This is a genomic window from Methanocalculus sp. MC3, assembly GCF_054767395.1.
On record NZ_BAABMP010000002.1, the window covers coordinates 364,727 to 387,547 of the forward strand.

Annotated in this window: 21 protein-coding genes and 1 tRNA gene; 3 read left to right on the top strand and 19 right to left on the bottom strand. The window is 48.6% G+C overall.

From position 1 onward, the window contains the following. Window positions 1-174: 174 nt before the first annotated feature. Together ACYUBO_RS05485 and ACYUBO_RS05490 are read right to left on the bottom strand one after the other, a co-directional pair. On the bottom strand, window positions 175-405 hold the full coding sequence (locus tag ACYUBO_RS05485) for a rubredoxin (protein WP_300328282.1): 231 nt from the start codon (window positions 403-405) through the stop codon (window positions 175-177). A gap of 77 nt (window positions 406-482) precedes the next feature. Continuing rightward, window positions 483-2,132 carry an ATP-binding protein gene (locus tag ACYUBO_RS05490; protein ID WP_460372963.1) on the bottom strand — a complete coding sequence of 550 codons (1,650 nt, stop codon included), beginning with the start codon at window positions 2,130-2,132 and terminating at the stop codon, window positions 483-485. Between the two features lie 93 nt (window positions 2,133-2,225). Here ACYUBO_RS05490 and ACYUBO_RS05495 point away from each other — a divergent pair, with 93 nt between their 5' ends. After that, the gene (locus ACYUBO_RS05495; RefSeq protein WP_300328276.1) at window positions 2,226-3,431 is read left to right on the top strand and encodes an FAD-dependent oxidoreductase; all 1,206 of its coding nucleotides are present in this window, start codon (window positions 2,226-2,228) and stop codon (window positions 3,429-3,431) included. Here ACYUBO_RS05495 and serS read toward each other — a convergent pair. The 5 genes from serS to ACYUBO_RS05520 form a co-directional block, all read right to left on the bottom strand. Then, the gene (gene serS / locus ACYUBO_RS05500; RefSeq protein ID WP_300328273.1) at window positions 3,416-4,693 is read right to left on the bottom strand and encodes a serine--tRNA ligase; all 1,278 of its coding nucleotides are present in this window, start codon (window positions 4,691-4,693) and stop codon (window positions 3,416-3,418) included. The genes ACYUBO_RS05495 and serS overlap by 16 nt on opposite strands. A 157-nt stretch (window positions 4,694-4,850) precedes the next feature. Continuing rightward, window positions 4,851-5,051 (bottom strand): CxxC-x17-CxxC domain-containing protein, encoded by a 201-nt coding sequence (locus tag ACYUBO_RS05505; RefSeq protein WP_292735060.1) that lies wholly within the window; start codon window positions 5,049-5,051, stop codon window positions 4,851-4,853. 290 nt (window positions 5,052-5,341) lie between these two features. Beyond that, window positions 5,342-5,530: a CxxC-x17-CxxC domain-containing protein gene (locus ACYUBO_RS05510; RefSeq protein WP_300328267.1), complete on the bottom strand. Its 189-nt coding sequence runs from the start codon at window positions 5,528-5,530 to the stop codon at window positions 5,342-5,344. Window positions 5,531-5,623: 93 nt separating this feature from the next. Further along, window positions 5,624-5,956 carry a hypothetical protein gene (locus tag ACYUBO_RS05515; RefSeq protein ID WP_300328262.1) on the bottom strand — a complete coding sequence of 111 codons (333 nt, stop codon included), beginning with the start codon at window positions 5,954-5,956 and terminating at the stop codon, window positions 5,624-5,626. A 55-nt stretch (window positions 5,957-6,011) separates the two neighbouring features. Beyond that, a complete protein-coding gene (locus tag ACYUBO_RS05520; RefSeq protein ID WP_460372965.1) occupies window positions 6,012-8,030 on the bottom strand; it encodes a thioredoxin domain-containing protein in 2,019 nt (672 codons plus the stop codon). Between the two features lie 87 nt (window positions 8,031-8,117). On the opposite strand from ACYUBO_RS05520, the gene ACYUBO_RS05525 reads away from it, so the two are divergent. Further along, on the top strand, window positions 8,118-8,918 hold the full coding sequence (locus tag ACYUBO_RS05525; RefSeq protein ID WP_460372967.1) for a hypothetical protein: 801 nt from the start codon (window positions 8,118-8,120) through the stop codon (window positions 8,916-8,918). A 55-nt stretch (window positions 8,919-8,973) separates the two neighbouring features. Here ACYUBO_RS05525 and ACYUBO_RS05530 read toward each other — a convergent pair whose 3' ends face one another. Then, window positions 8,974-11,130 (bottom strand): PAS domain S-box protein, encoded by a 2,157-nt coding sequence (locus ACYUBO_RS05530; RefSeq protein WP_460372969.1) that lies wholly within the window; start codon window positions 11,128-11,130, stop codon window positions 8,974-8,976. A gap of 93 nt (window positions 11,131-11,223) precedes the next feature. Here ACYUBO_RS05530 and ACYUBO_RS05535 point away from each other — a divergent pair, with 93 nt between their 5' ends. Further along, window positions 11,224-11,964 carry a SagB/ThcOx family dehydrogenase gene (locus tag ACYUBO_RS05535; RefSeq protein ID WP_460372971.1) on the top strand — a complete coding sequence of 247 codons (741 nt, stop codon included), beginning with the start codon at window positions 11,224-11,226 and terminating at the stop codon, window positions 11,962-11,964. 137 nt (window positions 11,965-12,101) lie between these two features. Here the strand turns inward: ACYUBO_RS05535 and ACYUBO_RS05540 are convergent, their stop codons facing one another. The 11 genes from ACYUBO_RS05540 to ACYUBO_RS05590 all read right to left on the bottom strand — a co-directional run bounded on the left by ACYUBO_RS05540 (window position 12,102) and on the right by ACYUBO_RS05590 (window position 22,813). Continuing rightward, window positions 12,102-12,899 (bottom strand): tetratricopeptide repeat protein, encoded by a 798-nt coding sequence (locus tag ACYUBO_RS05540; protein WP_460372973.1) that lies wholly within the window; start codon window positions 12,897-12,899, stop codon window positions 12,102-12,104. Window positions 12,900-13,363: 464 nt separating this feature from the next. Further along, a tRNA-Met gene (locus ACYUBO_RS05545) sits at window positions 13,364-13,473 on the bottom strand. A gap of 141 nt (window positions 13,474-13,614) precedes the next feature. Beyond that, the gene (locus tag ACYUBO_RS05550; protein WP_460372975.1) at window positions 13,615-15,102 is read right to left on the bottom strand and encodes an acetyl-CoA carboxylase biotin carboxylase subunit; all 1,488 of its coding nucleotides are present in this window, start codon (window positions 15,100-15,102) and stop codon (window positions 13,615-13,617) included. Next, on the bottom strand, window positions 15,099-16,841 hold the full coding sequence (locus ACYUBO_RS05555; RefSeq protein ID WP_460372977.1) for a pyruvate/oxaloacetate carboxyltransferase: 1,743 nt from the start codon (window positions 16,839-16,841) through the stop codon (window positions 15,099-15,101). Before ACYUBO_RS05555 ends, ACYUBO_RS05550 begins: the two co-directional genes overlap by 4 nt. Window positions 16,842-16,917: 76 nt before the next feature. Beyond that, a complete protein-coding gene (locus tag ACYUBO_RS05560; RefSeq protein WP_460372979.1) occupies window positions 16,918-18,180 on the bottom strand; it encodes an ATP-binding cassette domain-containing protein in 1,263 nt (420 codons plus the stop codon). Continuing rightward, on the bottom strand, window positions 18,177-18,785 hold the full coding sequence (locus ACYUBO_RS05565; protein WP_460372981.1) for an ATP-binding cassette domain-containing protein: 609 nt from the start codon (window positions 18,783-18,785) through the stop codon (window positions 18,177-18,179). The genes ACYUBO_RS05560 and ACYUBO_RS05565 overlap by 4 nt, the downstream gene beginning before the upstream one ends. Beyond that, the gene (locus ACYUBO_RS05570; protein WP_460372983.1) at window positions 18,782-19,318 is read right to left on the bottom strand and encodes a biotin transporter BioY; all 537 of its coding nucleotides are present in this window, start codon (window positions 19,316-19,318) and stop codon (window positions 18,782-18,784) included. The genes ACYUBO_RS05565 and ACYUBO_RS05570 overlap by 4 nt, the downstream gene beginning before the upstream one ends. Before the next feature lie 43 nt (window positions 19,319-19,361). Then, complete coding sequence (locus ACYUBO_RS05575) at window positions 19,362-20,342, bottom strand: biotin--[acetyl-CoA-carboxylase] ligase (protein ID WP_300331203.1); 981 nt, start codon at window positions 20,340-20,342, stop codon at window positions 19,362-19,364. A gap of 5 nt (window positions 20,343-20,347) precedes the next feature. Beyond that, on the bottom strand, window positions 20,348-20,770 hold the full coding sequence (locus ACYUBO_RS05580) for a DUF2111 domain-containing protein (protein ID WP_460373600.1): 423 nt from the start codon (window positions 20,768-20,770) through the stop codon (window positions 20,348-20,350). Between the two features lie 31 nt (window positions 20,771-20,801). Then, window positions 20,802-21,341 carry a hypothetical protein gene (locus ACYUBO_RS05585; protein WP_460372985.1) on the bottom strand — a complete coding sequence of 180 codons (540 nt, stop codon included), beginning with the start codon at window positions 21,339-21,341 and terminating at the stop codon, window positions 20,802-20,804. A gap of 38 nt (window positions 21,342-21,379) precedes the next feature. Continuing rightward, window positions 21,380-22,813: an RtcB family protein gene (locus ACYUBO_RS05590; protein ID WP_460372987.1), complete on the bottom strand. Its 1,434-nt coding sequence runs from the start codon at window positions 22,811-22,813 to the stop codon at window positions 21,380-21,382. Window positions 22,814-22,821 lie beyond the last annotated feature (8 nt).

The window sequence follows — 22,821 nt, forward strand, 5'->3', positions numbered from 1 at the left end:
TTTCAGATAAAACTTTACATGACTTCCAGATAGTCAGGGGAAATATGAAGTGTACAAGAGCACATTCTTATTCATAAGAGTGCATTGAACCGGATTCAAAGAAAATCACCAGGGAGTATCTGTGACCAACTTGAGATATGAAAAGCAAAATCCGGTCTATGGGCAGTTCGCCGCTTATGCACCGTTCCAGGAAGCCCCGTCAGGCCCACAGGTCTGCCCGGCAGTTTCAATCCTGACAAAAGCAGAGTTCTGTGTCAGGACGGATACCCCGCAGACCGGGCAGGTATAATCATCAGGAAGATCTTCGAATGCGGTTAAAGGCTCAATTCCCCGTCGTGGATCGCCCCGTTTTGGATCATAAATAAACCCGCATACAAGGCATCGAAAAGAATCCATTTCTTCCATATTCTTTCAAAGACGTTGTTTATGATATAAATTCCTCTCCAAATAGATGGAAAAGGCAGTAATCAGCCCCTGTTCTGTCAGGGGTGAGGCATTCCATTGATCTCGCGCCCGGTCACCCCATCAATAAAGATCCGCCGCTCACCAGAATCTGATGCGATCATAGCTTCATAAACCGGATAAAAGATCACTTTGATCTTTGTTATTTCGGCTGTTCTTTCAAGACCCTTGATGATCTTTCTGAGTTCATCTTCAGTGAATGAAGGGCCTCTGCTCTCTCCGGAGAGGGTGGTGAGTTTCATGGTTTGTAACTGGTTCAGATTTGAGAGTTTTGGGATCGGCTTTTCGAGAAGGGGTATGTAAACAATGACTCCATCTTCTGTCTTCTTCGTGGTGATACGTTTTTGTTTCTGGAGGCTTTTCAACGCTTTTTTTACATCTGCTGGCATAAGGCCGGCATCAGCTTCGATCTCAAGCGCTGTCAGCCCGGCAGTCGTCAGGATCTTCAGAACCGCAACTGCCGCCTCATCAAGCCCGATCAGCTCGGAGAAACCCGGCCGCACCATCAGGCCATCCGAGAGATCGGCTCTATCTCCGTGAAATCCCTCCAGGATAAATGATGAACGCTTCGTCGTCTTCTTCAGGATACCACCATGGTACTTCACCTCAACCGAGAGCAGTGGCCACGATACCCGATCCAGAGAGATGATCCGATCCAGATACGCTCGTCTCCAGAAACTCCTTTTGCAGAGGCTCTGTACAACCCTGAGCGCCTCATCGCGTTGAAGGAGTGTCGGGATGGCATTCTTTGTCCCATCCTCTTCATCGGCAGGCCCTCCACTCAGAATAACCTGATCTGCGTCTTCTGCTTCTACCTGTACAGGTTGTGGTTCCGGAGGGCTCTCCGGCTTTGCCTCTGGAATTGGATCTGTTTCTGCCTCTTTTTTCTCATGAGGCCTGCCGGGGAGAATCTGAGGCGTAACCCCCCGATGTTGTGTCTCCCGATCTCCAAATTTCATCAGGATCTTCTCCCGGACAAGTCCCCCCATCACAAAAAACTCACCGGGATCAAGAGTGATCAGCTCCTCAACCTCTTTCCGTGCATCAAAGAAATGGGATACAGCCTTGAGATCGTTGTCAATTGTCAGTTTGCCGATAATCTGATTGTTGCACTGGCTGAGCACATTCTTCTGGACAAGAGAAGGGCGCTGGGTTGCTACAAGAAGACCAAGCCCGCGTTTTCTTCCACGGCGGGAGATCTCCTCGATCATCTTGATGGAGTCACGGGATTGCGGGATAAATTTGTCAGCTTCTTCAACGATCAGCAGAAACGGTCTCCTCAGTTCTGATTCAAGCTCATAGAGGATGTTCACAAGGGCTGTTGCTTTTGCCCGCATATCAACTTCTGATACATCAAAGACAACAAACCGTGAGGATAGGATTGCATCCCGCAAAACCGAATGGAGATCAACTGATTCAATATCGTAATCACAGCTTTCATCAGATCCAATCCAGATGATTGGAAACCGATCCTTAAGGGAGAAATATTCGCCTTCGGTATCAATTAAGCAGAATCCAAGATATGATTTGCAGAGATGTTCACAAAGAACAGCTATTCCCCAGCTCTTCCCGGCTCCTGACTGGGCAATAACGCATGTCCTACCCGTAACCAGCTCCTGCGCACTTATGCCAAGATCCTGATCTCCTACCCGTCCAACGCCCAGATCCATACTATCTACAGAAAAATGGATGGAGAAAGAGTTAACAGTTGGGGCTGATCGATTGGGAAGATACTTAATCTTCGCTTCCCCCTATCGATCATCATGGCGATAGTGATCGGATCTGGTGCCGGTGGTGCAGCTGCTGCCAGGTATCTTGCAGAATCTGGCCATGATGTTCTTATTATTGAACGGGGTCCGGAGGTGCCGGGAAAAGATGCTGGTCACTATTATGCAAATGTCGATGCCGGTGTTCGCCTGATGCGCACCTTCTGCCTTGGCGGGACAACGATGGTCTCCGGCGGCAATGCACTCCGCTGCCTTGAAGAAGAGCTGAAGGCTCTTGGAATCGATCTCAGAGATCACTATGCAGCTGTTGAAAAAGAGCTTGATGTACAGCTGCTCCCCGATGATCTGCTTGGTGATGGTACCCGCCGACTGATGGATGCTGCTTGCAGAATCGGCCTGCCTGTACATCGGATGCCGAAGTTCATCAATCCTGATCTCTGTTGCAAGGACGGGCTCTGTGCTTTTGGGTGTCCATTTGATGCCCGGTGGTCAGCGATAAAATTTATCAGAAAAGCAGAAGAGTTTGGAGCACGGGTGATCACAGAGAGAGTTGCAGATGAGGTGATCATCCGTCATGGCGAAGCAGCCGGGGTCAGGTGCGGAAATGAGATCTTCTGGGATGATCGTGTAGTGCTGGCAGCAGGGGCGCTGGAAACACCCGGATTTCTGACTGCCCTCTCACTTCCGACAGCCCCTCTCTTTGCCGATACCTTCGTCTCAATTGGAGGTTATCTCCCAGACATCGGCATGAACCGTGATGTTCCTATGGGGGCGTATATCCCCTTTGATGGTGGAATCATCCTCCCCCATTACTCGCGCCCTCTTCATGCCATCATGAATGACAAAGGGATCCCCGCTCAGCCAGAAGATATCATCGGAATGATGGTGAAGATCAGGGATGAGGATTTCGGATCTGTACATGAAACAATCCAGAAGAACGTCACGGTGCGTGATGCAGGGCGGCTTATTTGTGGCTCCACATATGCTGCATCCATACTCACAGAAGCCGGCGCCGATCCGGCGACATTTGTGACCACTCCCCTCAGGGGCTCGCATCCTTGCGGAACAGCAAGAATCGGCGTCTCGGTTGATCTGAATCTGGAGACAGCTATTCCGGGACTCTCTGTTTGCGATGCATCAGTACTTCCGTCTGCACCCGGTGCCCCGCCAATTCTGGCAATAATCGCCCTTGCCAGATATGCTGTAGAAAAAATGAATGTGAGAGATCAGAGGAATTCCTGATCGTTCATATACGGTCTGAGCACGTGTGGAATCTCAACAGAGCCGTCTTCGTACTGGTAATTCTCAAGGATGGCCCGGATTGTTCGGGAGGTGGCCACTTCAGTTGAGTTTAAAGTGTGAATATGATGTTTGGTCTCGAAATCATCGGGATCACGCATCCTCATTCCTAATCGGACAGCCTGGTATGAGGTACAGTTCGAGCAGGATACAACCTCCCGGTATGCCTCTTCCCGTGGCATCCAGACCTCGATATCATACTTCTTTGCAGCAACCGTTCCTATGTCGCCGGTGCAGATGAGGACGACATGGTAGGGGAGGCCGAGATTTCTATAGAGCTCCTCGGCATTTGCAAGGAGTTCTTCATGAATGGCAGGAGAATCATCCGGCTTGCAGAAGACAAACTGTTCGACTTTATGGAACTGGTGAACGCGGAAGAGCCCTTTTGTATCGATCCCGTGAGATCCAATCTCTTTTCTGAAACAGGGGGAGAGTCCTGCTAACCTGAGTGGAAGATTCTTCTCTTCAAAGATCTCGTCCTGATACATCGCGCAGAGGGGATGCTCGCTTGTTGCGATCAGGTATGATTCCGAATCCTCGATCTTGTACATGACATCCTCGAAATCCGAGAGATCGGTCACTCCTTCATATGAGGAGCGGTTCATCATGTACGGGGGGATGATCGGGGTAAAGCCCTTCTTCACCAGGAGGTCGATTGCATATCTCTGAAGTGCCATATCAAGGAGTGCAAGGTTTCCTTTCAGGTAAGAGAATCCTGCACCTGCTGCACGTGCTGCCCGTTCAAAATCGGCCCAATCCCTCTCAACAGCAAGCTGACCGTGATTTTTTATGGGAAAGGAAAATTCACGCTTTATCCCGACCTTCCGTATCTCAACATTTCCGCTCTCATCTTCACCAACAGGGACACTTTCATCGAGGATATTTGGAAGCCGCATCAGGTAGTACCTGACCTTTTCAAGAGCTGCATCTTTCACCGAATCAAGCTCTTTTATCTTCTCAGGAAGTGCTTTAGCCTCTGCCAATAGAGCTGAGGTGTCACGACCCGCTTTCCGCTCGGTATTGATCTCGCGGGAGATGGTGTTTCTCCGCTGGCGAAGCTGGTCGATCTCGACTTTCAGTTCCCGCACCTTCTTATCGGTCACTAAAAGGTCATCAACCCAGGAAAGTTTCTCTGAATCATTTCTTTTGATCAGATCGTTTTTGATCGTCTGGGGATATTCACGTACAAATTTAATATCAAGCAAGTAAGCCACCCTCATCTGAAGAGAATCTATCTATGATCTCTGTATGCAAGGTGTTTATGGTTTTCACCGGAAGCTTTCAGGAGAGATGTGGATCACTAAATGATCAGAAGATACATGACTCCGCGCAGGTAAGCGGACTATGTTTAAAAAAAGGTATTTAGAACCGGGGTTTCCGGTGCTTTGGGAGGCAGTCACGGCAATAGACGGGTCTGCCCTCTGTTGGCTTAAAGGGGACTTCACATTCACAACCGCAATCTGCGCAGATTGCCTTTGACATCTCACGTGGACCATCAAAGTTTCTTGGGCCGCCGAAATTACCCCGGCCGCCAAAATTTCTTCCTTCCATTGTATAACTCATGCAGTTTTTAAGTTCTGCACATAATATATGTTCTTTTAGTATAAAATACCCTCATAAGATACTGAGGAAAGAGCTGTTGGGATGAAGCCCGGAGATTCAGTCAAAAAACTCAATATTCCTTGTATTTTGAAGTATAGAATCCATAATGAACCTTTCTTTCAATAAAGAGAATCCTCAGGTGATACATGATAGCGGGAGTGTGGTGTGTTTCAAAATCATTGATATCTGTGAATCTGGGTATTAATCAATCACAATGAATGCCACTCTTTCAGAGATGGCGGAAAAAAAGATTAGAACCGGGGTTTCCGGTGCTTTGGGAGGCAGTCTCTGCAATAGACTGGCCTGCCCTCTGTTGGCTTAAAGGGGACTTCACATTCGCAACCGCAATCTGAACAGACTGCCTTTGACATCTCACGTGGACCATCAAATCTTCTTGGGCCGCCGAAGTTACCCCGGCCGCCAAAATTTCTTTCTTCCATTGTTTAGCTCATGCAGTTTTTAGGTTCTGCAAAAAAATATTGATCCCGAGACTATAAAAGACCATCCCAAGAAGCAACAATCCTTCCGTTCACCTATTTCTTCTCAATTGCTCTTTTTGCAGCCTCTGCAAGCTCACCAACAGTCTTCTGGAGTTCGTCACCAATCTGGCGGGTTTTATTCTCAATATGGTCACGTCCCTCCTGTGTCATGAAGAGCTTTTTACCAAGGACAATAACACTCTCAACGGTCAACTCCACATTTTTTGAGGTGAGCTGGATGAGATCTTCGATGGATGGGGTTTTTGATGTGGTGTCGTGAGAAGCTTCTTCTCCTGTAGATCCTTGTTCCTGTGCCGCCGCCACTGGCTCTTCATCAATGACATACCGGCCTTTGACAAACCGTCCCTGTCTCTCTTCTGTTGTCATGGGGATGAATTATGATGCTGACACTATTGAACCCTTCGACTCTGCACAGACACGACTACCCGGGAGTGTGATGAAATGCAGAATGGAGCAGTTCTCTGAGTTCATCTGGGTCCCGTACCGGTGGAAGGCAGCCTCCCTGCCTGCATGGATAGGCAACAGGTTCATCGGTATCTGTTGGGTAATCCTGAAATTTTGGCATTATTTCATTGAATTTTTCGAGAGTATGCGAGAGGTGAAGATGGGTTGCAAGCAGGTTGCCGGATGATCTGATTGCATCATCAAATATCCCGCTTTTACCGGTAGTTACCAGATCGATTGCGGCAGGAGAGAGATGATGATATGAACTTATACTATGGATATAGGCATTTGGGTGCTGGAGGAAGGCAGGTTGCAGACTCGACATCATTGAATCAGCAATTTCCCAAAAGTCCGGATTTCCGGTAATTCTGTTGAGGAGGAGAAGGTTATGAAGCATCACTGCATTACCTGATGGCCCGGCAGAATCTTCAGTATCCCGTGTCCTGAAGAGTGTGGTATCACCTGCTTCAAACCAGAACCATCCGCTTTTGGGATTGTAAAAGCAGCGAATAGCTGCTTCTGTATATTCAACTGCGAATAGAAGGTACTCAGACTTCTGCGTTCCCTGATGGAGCTCAATTGATGCTGCAATCAGATCAGCATAATCTGAAATGTAGGCAGATGAGGTGATTGTACCATTTATCATGGAATGGAAGAGCGACCCTCCGAATTCACTGAAGACTGATTGAAGCGTTGAAAAGGCATGTTCAGCTCTCAAAATGAGCTCCGGTTCCCTGAGGAGAAAACCAGAGCGTGCCAGGGCACCAATGATCTTCCCATTCACATCGAGGAGAATCTTCTCATCACGGAAAGGGCGGGGACGGGTTCTGCGAGCCTCAGCAAGTCTTTCTCTCACTCCGGGCAGCCATGAAGAATCATCTGTTTCAGAGGTGAGGGATAGGGGAAGCTTCTCTTTATCGGCTGCATTTCCAAGCAGGAAATTGGCAGCTTTTTCTCCCTCTTCCTCATCAAAAAGTGATCGGATCTCCTCTTTTGACCAGAGATAGAAGCCACCCTCTTCTCCTCCGCTCTCAGCATCCTCAGCTGTATAGAAAAGCCCTTCTGGTGATGTGAGATCGGTTTTTATATAAGCTGCAATTCGGAGTGCTTCGGTTTTCAGGAGTGGATCTCTGGTAACGGCGTATCCTTCGGAAAAAGCATGCAGAAGGAGAGCCTGATCGCAAGCCATCTTCTCATAATGAGGGATCTTCCATTGCCTGTCGGTGGTATACCGGTGAAAGCCGCCACCAACCTGATCGTTTATCCCGCCTCTTCTCATTGCATGAAGAGTTGCAAGTGCCATCTCTGTGGCTTTTGGAATGCCTACAATACTCCCGTGACGCAGAAGGAAGCTGATACAGTGGGGTGAGGGAAATTTCATACGATCTCCAAATCCGGCATACTCCCGATCAAATGTTCTCAGGAGGGAATCATATGCAGCATCTGAGGGATTCTCTTCCTGTTGAAACCTCTCTGCCACCAGTATATCTCCGGCAAGGTATGATTGAACATTTCCTTCGACACGCCTCCCAAGTCTCTCAGCATCTTTGCGCCTCTCCTGCCATAACTCCCAGATCCGATCAAGGATTACGAGAAGTCCTGCACTTCCATACCGGGGGTCTTTTGGGATATAGGTCCCGGCAAAAAAGGGGCGCTTATCCGGCGTCAGAACCAGTGTGAGTGGCCACCCCCCGCTTCCGGTCATCAGCTGGCAGGCGATCATTGCAATCCGATCAACATCGGGGCGTTCCTCGCGATCCACTTTTACCGCAATAAACCTCCCTGAAAGTGCCTCTGCCACCTCCTGACTGGAGAATGACTCCCTGTTCATAACATGACACCAGTGGCAGGTTGAATATCCGACTGAAAGAAAGACCGGAATATCCGCTTCCCGTGCCTTCTCAAATGCCTCATCAGAGAACGGGTACCAATCAACTGGATTTTCTGCATGCTGACGGAGATAGGGGCTCTTCTCATCCAGAAGCCGGTTTGCCATACCGGATAATCGCAACTGATATGCTATTAATCCTCTCCTGCGGGCAGAGAGAAATCGGTATATACCTTAATTGAGTATTGTATTGATATGGAAAGACGTGGATTAACGCTTCATATCGCTTTATTTCTCTTTTTGGCAGGATGTATACTTTTTGCAGGGTGTGTTGGCGAGGAGACCGGACCACAGGCTCCGCTTCCAACAGCCACTCCAACGCCCACTACAACACCGACAGCTGCACTCACAAACGATGGTGCTGTTTCTTTCTCAGGAGCCGGGGATCAGAAGACCGTAATGCCCCTTTCGGCTGGTGTTCACCTGATTACACTCGAAATCGAGAAGCCGGATGGATCAGAACCCGGTGTATCAAGAGTCTCTATCTCAGGCGAGAAAGATGCCATTATGGTTGAAGGTAATTATACTCCTGAAGTCCGGTCTGATGCAATTATTGACGGGCATTACCGCTGGACATATGCATTCATGCTTTCTGAGAAAGCCGATGCAACAGTTGAAGTCAGCCAGACGGCACCCTGGAAACTTACCTTCGGCTTCCCTGAGATGATCAATGGGATCCCACCACAGACATTTACTGGTGTTGGCAACAAAGCCACTCCGTTTTTCATGATCCCGGCTGGAAATTATAGCTCTCAGATTACAGGTGAGAATCTGACTGTCATCAGTGTGTGGCTTATGGATTACAATGGAAAATTCCTGATGGATGGTGATAGTGTTGCACCCCTTCCCTTCCACGAGCTACGGAATGACGACTTTGAACTCTATGTCGGGGATTATGCAACAACGGTTCCTGTTACAATCAAAGAAGGCGGCAATTATCTCTTTAACGTCGTCTGTGATGGCAGCTGGTCTGTTATATTCTCACCCGTAGAATAAAAGAGTCGGCAGGAGAATGGGAGAGATCTCTTTGATCTCCCCGGAGAATCGTTTTTTAATTGAAGCTATACACCTCTTTTGGAATAATTATCTCAAACTGTGCCCCATCACCGGGGGTGCCTGTCTCCCTCATGAGCATGCCGGTAATCGCGAGGATCTCCCGAGAGAGGAAGAGTCCAAAACCGGTATTTTTACCAACTCCGCGTTTAAATATGGCGTCTTTCTGATCGTTGGCAACACCGACTCCGTTATCTTTCCAAATGATATGAAGATCCTCATCACTCCGGCGGCAGTCAATGGTCACGGTGGTGGCATGCTCACCGTGACGAATGGTATTATCAAGAAGGTTTGAAAAGACCCTCTCAAGCATCGGATCTCCAAAGATTGAGATGCTTGTGCAATTATTTGTGATTATTACCGGATCTTTTGATTTCGGAATAAGCGCAGCAAGCTTCTGCCATTCCGGCTCGCTGATACCAAGGTTCTCATAGAGGCGGGTGAACTCGATATGGCGCTGGATTGTTCTCCCCGCCTCCCTCACCTTCTCCAGATATTTCCCTACCTCCGGATCATCACTCTTCTCTTCGGCAAACTCCAGATTACCGAGCAACACCATCACCTCATTGAGGATATCATGTCTCGTGATGCTGGAAAGAAGCTGGAGCTTTGTATTTGCAATTCGAACTGCCTCCTCTGCAATTCTCCTCCCGGTAATATCCTGAAATATCCCTCTTGTCTTCAGCTTTCCGTCCTCGACGAATGAATTGACATTCCCTTCGATATGGATCCGACGCCTGTCTTTTGTAAGAAAGACCGCCTGAACCCCACTCACCGCTTTTCCCAAGAGAACATCCTGAAATATGCTCTGGCAGTGAGCAAGGGAATCCGGATGAATTATCTCAAAGAGAGAAAGGTTCTCTATCTCCTCATCTGAAAAACCCATCTTCTCTTTCCATGTCCTGTTAACAAAGATGAAACGCCCCTCTTCATCAACACTCTGGATCATCACATTGGCATTATCAAAGAAGTCGCGGTACCTCTCTTCACTCAACCGGAGCTCCATCTCAATCCGCTTCTGGTTTGTAATATCCCTGCTCGATCCGACGATATGCGTTATTCTTTCATCACGAATAACTGGTGTAAGGAGTGTCTCCCATGTTCTTTCACCAGCGGGAAGGATTAGTGTCTCTTCATAGATGATCGGCCCTTTGGTATCGAGACACCGCTGATAGTTCTCTGATACAACTGATCCAGCCTCTTCACCCAGGAGCTCTTCCGGTGTTTTCTCATGTAACATCTCTGTTGTCAGTCCCGTTGCACTCTCATGTGCGAGATTATTACGGATGAATCGGAACTTCCCATCATCTGTCACCCTGAGGAGGAATATGCAATCCTGTGTTCCATTAAAGACTGTTTCATACTCGGTTGCGATGCTCCGGATCTCCTCCTCAACCCGCTTCCTCTCGGTGATATCAGAGATCTGCTCAACGATGAAGATTACTTCTCCATTATCATCCAGAACCGGGTAGGATCGGCAATCCAGATAGCGATTCTGCTCAGGAAGGTACTTCTCTACCCTTTCCAGCTTTTTTGAACGAAGGGCCTTTTCTGTTGCACAGATGTCACACTGTCGACTTTGCCCGATCAACACAAAGCAGCGTCTCCCTCTCACCTCATCCGGCCGCTTATTCAGAAATGCGTACCCCGCCTGATTGTAATAGACAATCTTATGATCCGGCGTCTGGATGCCGATAATATCAGGTATGGCATCAAGTGTTGCCTGAAGGAGAAGTCTGTATCTCTCAAGATCTCTCTCCCTCCTTCTCTTCAATGCAGCATCTCTGATCCTGTTTTTTATAATGACTGCTATACTCGCAGGATCTTCTGATTTCCTGATATAATCAACTGCCCCCTGTTTATATGCCCGGAGAATGGTATCTGCATCATTCTGGCTGGAGAGAATGATGCAGGGGGTCTTGTCATTTTTCTCTTTTTGGTGAAGGAGTATGTCTGTTCCTTCTCTCTCAGAAAGGTGATATTCAGAGAGGATAACATCAAATTGGAATGTATCAAGGATCTCAGCTGCCTCTTCTTTCCGTGCAGTTGCAACGATGATATCCCCATCATCTTCGATAAATCCCCTGTATATTTCTCGCAAGGCACCATCGTCTTCGATATAGAGAGCTGAAATGAGATCAGGATTATCGGGCATATTCAGCATGAGGAGCTAGTCTGTATTAATTCTTCGTCTATTGTTCTATTGTTGATAGGATAATTCATAATCTCCGCTGATCATAGAGACGGTATGCAGAACGCTGGCAGAGTTTTTATGGAGATGACCCGGTATATGCATCTGACAGCATCAGATCAGCAGATGGGTATAACTCCGCCCCCACTTGAAAAGCCTTATCCTGAAGATGGAACATTCATTCAGTTGCCGCCGGTTGATCGTGTTCATGATTCAACAACCTCTCTTCTGGAGGTTATCGAAGCCCGCCGTTCCATACGCACTTATTCACAGGAATCATTGGCTCTTGAGGAGCTTGCGTACCTCCTCTGGTCAACCCAGGGGATAATGGATAGCAGGGCACCCCACTTCACTCTCAGAACCGTGCCCTCTGCCGGAGGCCGCCATGCATGTGAGACGTACCTCCTGATCAACCGTGTAGAGGGAATCCCACCGGGACTGTACCGGTATCTCGCCTTCTCGCACCGCCTGATTGAGATCGATACATCATCAGGGATTGTTGATAAAGTGATGTCCGCCTGCCTCGGCCAGCCGTTTGTAAGATCATCTGCTGTCACATTCATCTGGTCATGTGTTATTTACCGGATGAGCTGGCGATACAGTGAGCGGGCATACCGGCTCGTCCATCTCGATGCCGGACATATCTGCCAGAACCTCTACCTTGCGGGTGAGCAGATTGGTTGCGGCACCTGTGCCATAGGAGCGTTCGATGACGAAGAGATGGCACGGATTATCGGGGCAGACGGGATAGAGGAGTTTGTCATCTACCTCGCAACAGTCGGCAAGAAGAAAATATGAGGGGAATGTGATATCCCAAAAGATCAGTTCTCTGCCGGATCTCCGTCAGTCAGAAACAGGAGGAGGGGTATAACGATCTCTTCCTGTGCTGATGCTGTGAGCGCGAATTTAGGTTGATCTTGCTATTCCTTTTGTAATTATCTCTTATCTTTCTGTAATTGTTTCTGCCTTTCTATATCTGCGAATTTATCTTTATTTTCCTTAATCCGCAGATATATTGATCGAATAGAAATAAAAATTAGAGCTATAATTACAATTAAGAAGGGCCAGTTGGATATTATCCGTTGTAAAAGGATTGTGTCCCCATGATCTTCAAGCAAAATTCGGCGTTTGTTCCACGTAAAGGCATCGTTTGGGTCAATCCCGACCGCCCGATCAAAGGATTCCAAGGCTTCGGCATACCGGCCGAGTTCGCCAAGCGTCAAACCGCGATTTAACCACCCTTCTGCGTCCTCCGGATCAATCTCAACCGCCCGGTCAAGGGATTCCAGAGCATCAGCATACCGGCCGAGCAGGAAAAGCGCATAGCCACGGTTGTTCCATGCGTTGGCATACTTCGGATCAATACCGACCGCCCGATCAAAGGATTCCAGGGCATCGTCATACCGTCCGAGCAGGAAAAGCGCCACACCGCGGTTCGTCCATGCACTCACATGATTTGGATCAATTTCAAGTGCCTTGTTACATGCCTCCAAAGCCTCTACATTCCGATCCATTCGCCAGAGTGACCATCCACGATAGTTCCAGGCATCGGCATTTTGGGGATCTAATTCGATTAGTTTGTTAAACGCTTCCAGAGCTTCGCTATATCTCTCACTTTCAAAAAGCATAACCCCCTGATCATAAATCGCTTCAGTATTTTCTGATGCCTGAACAGCTCCTACAAAGCAGAGGAGTAGAATTATACATATATATAAAGTGCCTTTATGGTTCATATGACTCACAATTGTTCCTATTATTATTACCCTGTACCTCAGAGATCTGTTGCCATTGATAACCTTTTGATTCTATTATAACGATAAAGATGACGATCTGTTGTTCAGGGTGTCGATCATTTATACCTATTTTGTATTACCAGGTGTTCTACTCTGAAACGAAGAACAATACAACCTGTCCATATGATAATTATTTAGTTTAACTTCAATTTTTTTATAAAAATTTGCACAAAAAAGGTTAATATGATGTGGGAACGATTGTAAGTCCCCGAATTCTGGTCTCCAGATCCCGATAGGATCAAAGACTCAATGTGCCCCATGTGCGACAGGTGTATGTGAGTGGGTATGCGATGGTTTATAATGCACTCAAATCTGCATGATAAAGAACATACTCAGAAAGAAGAATTGAAAAAACAGCACAAATCGTTCTGTTTAGGTTTTAGATTACTAACCTACTGTTGGAGTGCTGCGAGGGGGATCCGAACCCCCGACCTCCAGATATCCCAGATGATGGCGCCTTCGATTGCTCAAAACCCTATGAGTCTGGCGCCCTAACCAGCTAGGCCACCGCAGCATCTGATGTTTGCACGGCTTGTGCATAATAAGAAGGGCGCCTGTTCGTAAATAGCTTGCCATATGGCTTCAGGGAACCTGATATCCTGAGAACCCCGGCAACAGAAAGAAAAAAGAAAAAAATCTGATAGAATTGGAGATTTCAGGCTTGTTTGCCCTTATTCATATGCTGGATATACACATTGACTGCTGCCGTAACCGCTGCCGTTTCCTTTCCCTGACGGAGGGAAGCGGCGAGAGTCTGCATACGGGACTCTTCATCGCGGTAATAACTCTGGAGGTTCCTCATGATCTGCTGATCCACAAGGAAATGTGTGTGCGTATTGCCCTGGATGAACTGTCGGTTATGCATAAGGGAGTGATGGAGTGGCAGGGTCGTCTTCACTCCCAGGATCACATATTCATAAATGGCTCTTCTCATCCGCTCGATCGCCTCTATCCGGGTGAGGCCATAGGAACAGAGTTTAGAGATCATTGAATCATACTGGGGCGGGATTGCATACCCGACATGGATACCTGAATCAACCCTGATGCCGGGTCCGCCTGGAGAACGATACCTGACGATCTTACCAGGATCTGCAGCAAAATCATTCAGGGGATCTTCGGCATTAATCCTGCATTCGATTGCATGGCCGCGGAGAGAGATATCCTCCTGTTCATAAGCAAGCGGTTCACCGGATGCTATTGCAAGCTGCTGGCGGACAATATCGACTCCGGTTACCAGTTCTGTGATGGTATGCTCCACCTGGAGACGGGTATTCATCTCCATAAAATAATAATTGCCCTCAGAATAAAGGAACTCAACGGTCCCGGCATTTGTATAATTACAGACCTTGGCAACCGTCAATGCCGAATCTGTCATCTTCTCCCGAAGCTCAGGCGTCATGATCGGACATGGCGCCTCCTCAACAAGCTTCTGGTGCCGCCTCTGAATCGAACATTCGCGCTCATAGAGGTGTATCCCATGGCCATCATAATCAGAGAGCACCTGCACTTCGATATGGCGGGGCTTGTCAAGGTATTTTTCGATGAAGATTGTCGGATCTCCAAAAGCAGACTGAGCGATCCGCATTCCTTTCTCGATCGCCTCGGCAATGCCGGAACTGTCCCTGACGATCTGCATTCCGATTCCGCCGCCACCGGCGCTTGCCTTCACAATAACGGGGTATCCAATCTCTTCTGCAAACGCAATGCCTGCCTCAGTCGATGTAACTCCCCCCTTTGTCCAGGGCAGAACCGGAACCCCGGCAGCGCTCATCGCCTCTTTGGAATCGAGTTTTGATCCCATCATGTGAATGGTCTTTGAAGATGGTCCGATGAATGTGATGCCTGCCTGCTCCACATTCTCAGCAAAATGATAATTCTCAGCTAAAAAACCATATCCGGGGTGAATCGCCTCTGCCTCACAGAGTGTGGCAACCTCAATGATTCGATCCCGATTCAGATAACTCTTCGAGGGGTGTGCTTCTCCGATGTGAAATGCTTCATCGGCATATTTCACATGGAGTGCATTTTTATCGGGGGTTGAATAGATTGCAACCGTCTCAATACCCAGTTCCCTGCAGGCACGCATAATACGGATAGCGATCTCGCCCCGGTTTGCGATGAGTACCTTATCAAAGAAGGTCATTGGACCACCAGTAAAATATCTCCGTTTTGTACGACCGCTCCGGCATCGACAAAGATCTCCTGGACCTTTCCATCAACAGGGCTGTGAATCGGGTTCTCCATCTTCATCGCTTCAAGGATGACCAGTGTATCTCCTTTCTTCACCTCCTGACCGAGACTCACCTTGATATCAAGAACCATCCCCTGCATATTGCTCTTGATACCGCCGGGGAGATCCCCGCGTGGGATCTGTGATTTAGTGGAACTGCCAACCGGAGAAGACAATGCACTCCCTTCAACCGATACGATCCTGACAGAGAAGATCTCCCCATCAACCTCGACTTCCATCGCGTGGGGGAAATCAACAGATCCTGATCCCTCCTTCTTTGGAACAGGTATAGGCTCGGGGGTCTTCTCTCCTCTGAGAAATGCAGGGGCAATCGCCGGATAGAGGATATATGTCAGGACATCCTCTTCTTTTTTGACAAGACCCATGTCCGTTGCCTCTTTCTTCATGCTCTCATAGATCGGCGCAAGCAGATCTGCCGGCCGTACTGTAATCATCTCTTCCCCATCGATGATCTGTTGCCGGATTGCATCAGGAATTGGTGCAGGCGGCTGTCCATACAGGCCATGTACATAATCCTTCACCTCTTTGGTGACATTCTGGTACCGCCCGCCCATCAGAACATTCAGAACAGCCTGTGTGCCGACAATCTGGCTTGTGGGGGTGACAAGTGGAGGGTACCCGAGATCCTTACGCACATGTGGGATCTCATCGAAGACTGCCTGCAGCTTATCGATTGCATCCTGCTCCTTGAGCTGGGAGACGAGGTTTGAGATCATTCCGCCCGGCAGCTGATAGACAAGGACGTCGCTATCAATCCGCTCGGAGATGGGATCAACAAGGGCATTGTACTTCTTCCTGACATCCATACAGAGGTTCCGAACCTTTCGGAGTGCCAGGAGATCGATTCCTGTCTCACGTGGTGTGCCGATCACCGAGGCAACAATACTTTCGGTGGCTGGCTGCGATGTACCAAATGCAAATGGTGACATCGCGGTATCAAGAATATCAACTCCCGCTTCAATTGCCGCCTGGTAACTCATCGGAGCAATGCCGCTTGTAGAGTGGCTGTGGAGATCAACCAGCACATCCACACGCTTCTTAATCCCCTGGATAAGCTCACGGGTGGTTTTTGGCATGATCAGCCCTGCCATATCCTTGATGCAGATCGAATCGCATCCAAGTGAATAGAGCTCCTCAGCCATATCGATGAACGTTGATATGGAATGTACAGGGCTCGTCGTATAGGATATTGCTCCCTGCATATGTGCTCCAAGATCGGAAACAACCTTCATGGAGCTCTTCATATTCCGAATATCGTTCAATGCGTCGAATATTCTGAATATATCGACGCCATTTGAATGGGCTGCTGTGACAAAACGCTCCACAACGTCATCGGGGTAATGCCTGTACCCGACAAGGTTCTGCCCCCGCAGGAGCATCTGAATCGGTGTATCCGGCAGCACTTCCTTGAGTGAACGAAGACGCATCCATGGATCGTCATTTAAAAAGCGGATACAGCTATCAAATGTAGCACCACCCCACGCCTCCACAGAAAAGAAACCGATTTTATTGATCTCTTTGGCAATCGGTATCATGTCTTCAGTCTGAAGGCGGGTTGCGATGAGCGATTGATGTGCATCCCTCAGCGTGGTATCTGTGATGTATACTCTGGAATCTTTTGATTTCGTCATCTAAACACCTCGTGGGCTGAGGAATTGTTAAAAATCGAGCCTCTCAGAAATTACACCTGATAGTATAAATAATTCTCTAAAATGACAGTAAACTGTAAAACAAGGGAATTATGGCAATTAAAGTAAGTAGGAAGTCCCTTTTTCTCCCAGGAAAACAAGGTACATAGGTACCCCCCCCATTGAAACCCCTGAGTGCGAGAAGGCGGGCAGTCTCATCTGATCGGCGTATATGCATCAGGAGCAATGATATGGCAGCAGGAATGAATGTTTTAACTCCAATTTTCAATCCTTTAATTGAATATGCCCTTTGAATCTGTTGAAGATCTGAGCCTGCGAGATATATCCCCTGCATCGCCATCTCAGCCGCAAGCCCGATATCAAAACCCTTCCGTTCTGATCCAGCCCAGACAAAGAGATCCAGCATTTCACCTCCCTTATAATCCGTATATACCCAGAATGAGATGAAGAGAATCACTCCCATCCTGATACCATAGGATAATCCACCCCCCGTAAAAAATTCTGTTACGAGAGCCGGCAGGAGGATGAGCATTCCAAGAGCGAGTATGAGATGCTTGTTTGGAATCTCCCACCTGCGCCAACAGGCAACAACCCACCAGAGTAATGCAAGGATTGCCCCTCCAATCGTGAGAAATGCTCCGAGCGAGAGGAGGATCACAGAGAGCAGCCTGAGACGCCCATCTCCAAAAAAAGGAGGCTTCTCCCCGACATCTGTGGGGATTTCAACGGCTCCTTTCAGTATTCCAGAAACAGCGTCTCCCGGATAGAGAGAGCCGTTTCTCATACTGAGATGAAATGCAGTATCAGGAAGGATCTCACGTTCATGGGTAAAGATGATGGTTATACCTGATCTTCTCCTTTCAATCATCGTACAGAGCCATTGCTTCATTTCGGCGTCAAGGGAAGAGAAGGGCTCGTCAAGAATGAGGAGATCGGGTTCTCTGGCGAAGAGACATGCGAGGCTGAGTCTCTTTAATTCTCCCCGGGAGAGCTGAAGCGGGTCACGGTGATAGAGTGTTTTCGGCAGGATTGCACTCTCTATCATATCCGGATCCACGCCCCACGATCGGATCTCTTCAAGTACGGTTGCCCCGGTGATATGGTACTCCGGAAACTGTAGTGAGATGGCTTCTGAGGTGATCCCGGTTTTATGAATACTCCCTGAATCCGGCGGGAGGTGTCCGGAGAGGATGAAAGAGAGCGTGCTCTTCCCCGATCCGATGGGACCTGTAATCAGGTAGATGCCGGGAACAAATTCCTGATTCACTGAGAGGGCGAATCTCCCCTGCTGGAATGTGATCTCATCCAACCCGACTTTCATCTTTGATCATCCCGGCTAATCTTCCCATTCTCTAGAAACAATATGTGATCAGATTCTGCTGCTATATCCCTGTACTGGCTGCTCTGGAGGGTATATTCCGGGGGATGGGAGAGTATTGCCTCCTGAACCCTCCATGCGGTTTCACTGTCAAGGTGTGAGTCCGCTTCATCGATAACGAGGAGAATGGGATCGATAACAAGAGCACAGGCAAGGGCGACAAGCACCTTCTCCCCACCCGAAAGTGTCCGGGTCTTTCTATCCAGAAGATGCGTAATTGAAAGCCGATCTGCAATCTCTGCTGTTCGTTCCTTAATCTGTTCGATCGAATCATGGCGGAATCTGAGTGGCGCCGCAATCTCATTGAAGACCTGATCAAAGAGGATATTTCTGTCAGGGAACTCGGAAACCCACCCTATATCCAGCGATCTCGGGGAGAGGGTGTCTATGTGAACCCTTCCATGATCCGGGAGGCAGACTCCGGCACAGAGAGAGAGCAGTGTCGTCTTCCCCGCCCCATTCCGACCGAGAACTGTTGTTATGCCACTGGATATCTCAAATGAGGGGATGCGGAGTATGCCATGGGAAAGATCCTCAATTGATATCATGCAATCCTTTTACCAATGGCAAGTGCTGCTGCACCTTTGATTATGTCACCCGGAATGAATGGAATGACACCGATCATGGCTGCTGCAACAAATGGCATTCCGGTTGAAACCGAGAGCCATGCAGTACCCAGTGCATAAATCATGATGCTGGCAGCTGTAATCGCTGCAATACCAATAAATTTAATATCTTTTTCCAGCAGAAGCCCGGCTATTAGTGCTGCGGGAATAAAACCGACGATATACCCTCCTGTGGGTCCAAGGAGAACTCCAATCCCCGCTGTTCCATTATGAAAAACCGGAAGGTTGCAGATCCCAAGAAGGACATACAGGGCAACCGGCAGGACTGCATACCTCTTCATAACAACTGCCGCAAGGAGGATGAAGAGTGTCTGGAGTGTGAAGGGAACGAGAGGGAGGAATGGAATGGTTATGGAAATCCATCCACTGATTGCAATAAGTGCGGTGAATGTTGCTGTTCTCGTCAGCATTTGTGCATATCTGATATTGCCATACATCGTCAACCTGATCATCATTTGATGGTTTACGATAAAAAATATGGTGTGAAAAAAATGAGGTTTAGAGAAGATAGCAATCTCCGGCGATGACACGCTCAATCTTCCCGTTATCTTTCCGGATAATGAGGGCACCATGCTCATCCAGATCGATTGCTTCACCTTCAAATGTCTTTTTGAGTGTCCGGATCTCTACCCTCTGTTCAAGTGTGCAGGAGAGGCTCTTCCATTCACGTATGAGGGCCTCAAATTCACTCCGCTCAAGAAGATTATACCGGCGTTCAAACTCCGTCAGCACCCTTGCAAGGAATTTTGCCCTGTCGACTTCATATCCGAGCTCTTCAGAGATGGAGGTGACTTCCCGGTTTAATACCGGCATAAGATCGGATACCGAGACATTCACATCAATTCCGATACTCAGGAGGCAGTAATGTATCACATCCGCTTCGGCTGAGAGTTCAAGGTGCATGCCTGCGACCTTTTTATCTCCAATGAAGATATCATTTGGCCATTTGATCAAAGCTCCGATATCATATTCTTTCCTGATAGCACGTGCAACTGCTACTGAGGCTGCCATCATGATCATGTAGGCACGTGAGATCGGAATCTCCGGCTTCAGGAGGATGGTTGTCCAGACTCCTCCGGCAGGAGATGCCCATGATCGTCCGAGCCTCCCGATACCACCTGTCTGCTCCTCGGCAATGATAACAAGCCCCTCCTCAATCTCATCATCGATCTCACGCATCATCTGCTTACCGAGCCAGATTGTCGAGGGGGTGGTAATGGCATAGTGAAGATCTGACCCGATCCTTTTTGTTTTCAGGTGCCGCCTGATCTCATAGGGGAGAAGACGCTTTGTGCGCTGTGCAACATTATATCCTTCTTTCTGGGATGCGTCAATCTCATATCCGAGATCACGGAGTTCCTGGATATGTTTCCAGACTGCAGATCTGCTGATGCCGAGTTCCTTACTAATCTTTTCACCGGAGATCTTTTCCCCGGAACGATCGAGAATCCTGAGGACATTATACGCAGCGTTTGTCATTGTATTTACCTTTTTGAACTGATTTGTTCGGATTCAATCGGGCAGGGATCGGTTCCGCATACCTGACGGAGGATGAAACTCTGGTGTTCCATCAGTGTTGCAAGATCAAAGATGCCGGTGATATCAACAACTCCGATTGCACCAATCGCATCTCCGTCCCTGTCGCGAAGTGGTGCAACCACGACGGGAACCCCTTTGTATATGCCCGTCTCCGGCCGTCTCTTGATCAGCTGATTTTTTGCAATCGCTTCCTCGAGAACCGGACCGGTATAGGTACGGTCAATGACCTTTCCCTCTTCAATCCTGATTCCTGGTTTGTCTGCCGATTTACCTGTAACCGGGAGTCTTGAGACGATCGTATGGATCGCCATTAAAACAGGCTCCAGATCATCGGAAGATGAATTGTGGGCAATGGTATACTGATGCATCATCCAACACTAAGAACCATACCTGCTCCATCTAAAAGAAGGTTTCCTTTCTACAGGCACAGAAACTGGTAAGAAATCCCCGGGACGGATATTCATGGATTGTTGTCAGGATAACACGACCGGATCCAATCTCCTCTTCAATGAGGATTGGGTGTCCATCATGTGTGGTTGCAACAGGATCGCCATCGTACCCGGTACAATACCCGTCGCATTCGAATGCATCAAGGTCATAGCCTTCGAGGAGTAAGGCTGAATCAGTTTCTTTTCTGATTGTAATCTTCTGTGGCGCATATTCAAAATGGTATCCAACCGGAAACGGGAGCCAGTCATAACAGTCGGGGATATCGCCTCCCCCTCCAAAAACAAGGATCTCTCCGCCAGATTCAAGAAAACGCTTCATCCGGCTTTTTGTAGCCCTGAGGGCAGGGAGGACACGTGAATACTCCTTATTTGCAAAGCCTGTCGGAACGACAAGTGCTCCAAATGATCCCCTATAGAATGGGGCTGCAAGCAGTTGTGGTGTGACCAGCTCACAACAACCCACACAGTCGTCGATCAGCCTCTGAAACATGAGTTTATCCTCCCATATAACAGCCGGAGATCCATTCTTCATCCCTTGATCACCCCAAGTGGCAGGAATGTTGCAATGATTCTGGAGAGTCCTGCTTCATCGACGACGCGCACAACTTCATCGCTTGGTTTGTACATTGAGGGCGCTTCTTCAGCGATGGCATCGCCAGAAGGTGCCATGACAATAATCCCCTTCTTTTTGAGATCTGCTGCGACCTCGTTTCCACTGAGAGCATTTCTGGCAGCTTTCCTGCTGCTGACCCTTCCCGCTCCATGGCAGGTGCTCCCAAAGGTCTTCTGCATGGCAGTTTCTGTTCCTGCAAGCAGATAGGAGGCAGTCCCCATGCTTCCTGGTATAATCACCGGCTGGCCGGTTGCCTGATATTTCTCCGGCAACTCGGATCTTCCGGGGCCAAAGGCGCGTGTTGCCCCTTTCCTGTGGACACATACGCGCTGCTCTTCACCCAGGACTGTATGCACTTCCCATTTGGCAATGTTATGTGCAACATCATAGACAAGAGGCATCTCTTTGTAATCAATGCCAAATGTGTCCTCAAAGAGCAGACGGAGTTCATGAGTGATGATCTGGCGGTTTGCCCAGGCATAATTGGCAGCTGCTGCCATGGCACCGAAGTAATCCTGCCCTTCCCGGGAGGTCAGGGGGGCACAGGCGAGTTGCCTGTCGGGGAGCCTGATCCCATATTTTTTCGATGCCTTCTCCATTGTCCTGATATGATCGGTGCATACCTGGTGTCCAAGCCCGCGTGATCCGCAATGAATCATGCAACAGATGGTGCCTTCAGTGATGCCAAAAGCCTGCGCCGTCTTAACATCCTGTATGCTGGAAACAACCTGGAGTTCAAGGAAATGGTTCCCCGATCCAAGCGTTCCGCATTGGGGAATACCCCGTGTACGGGCCTTCTCACTCACCAGATCGGGGTTGGCTTCTCTCATACACCCATTCTCCTCGCAGAGAAGTGCATCATCGGGAAGCCCGAGCCCTTCATTGATGACAAAAGTTGATCCCCCACTGAGAAGCTCATCCAGTTTGGATCCCGAGAACCTGAGAGATCCTTTTGATCCGACACCGGTTGGAACCTTCTTATAGAGTTTGGAGATGATGGATCGTCTATCCTCAAGATCGTCCAGGGTCAGCGGTGTTGTTATCAGCCTGACTCCACAGTTGATATCAAAACCAACACCGCCGGGTGAAACAATCCCCTCACTTTCAGAGAAAGCAGCCACGCCGCCGATAGGGAACCCGTATCCCCAGTGAATATCGGGCATACCAAATGAATGTCTGATGATTCCGGGTAGTGTGGCAACATTGGCAAGCTGGCGTGCTGCACCTTCCTCCAGTGTTCTGCCAAGAGCTTCCGAGAGAAAAAGCCGACCTGATACACGCATATCGGGAACGTATCCAACGGGTATCTCCCATTCATGCACACCTGCTTGTTGAATCCCGTTCAGCATCGCAGATC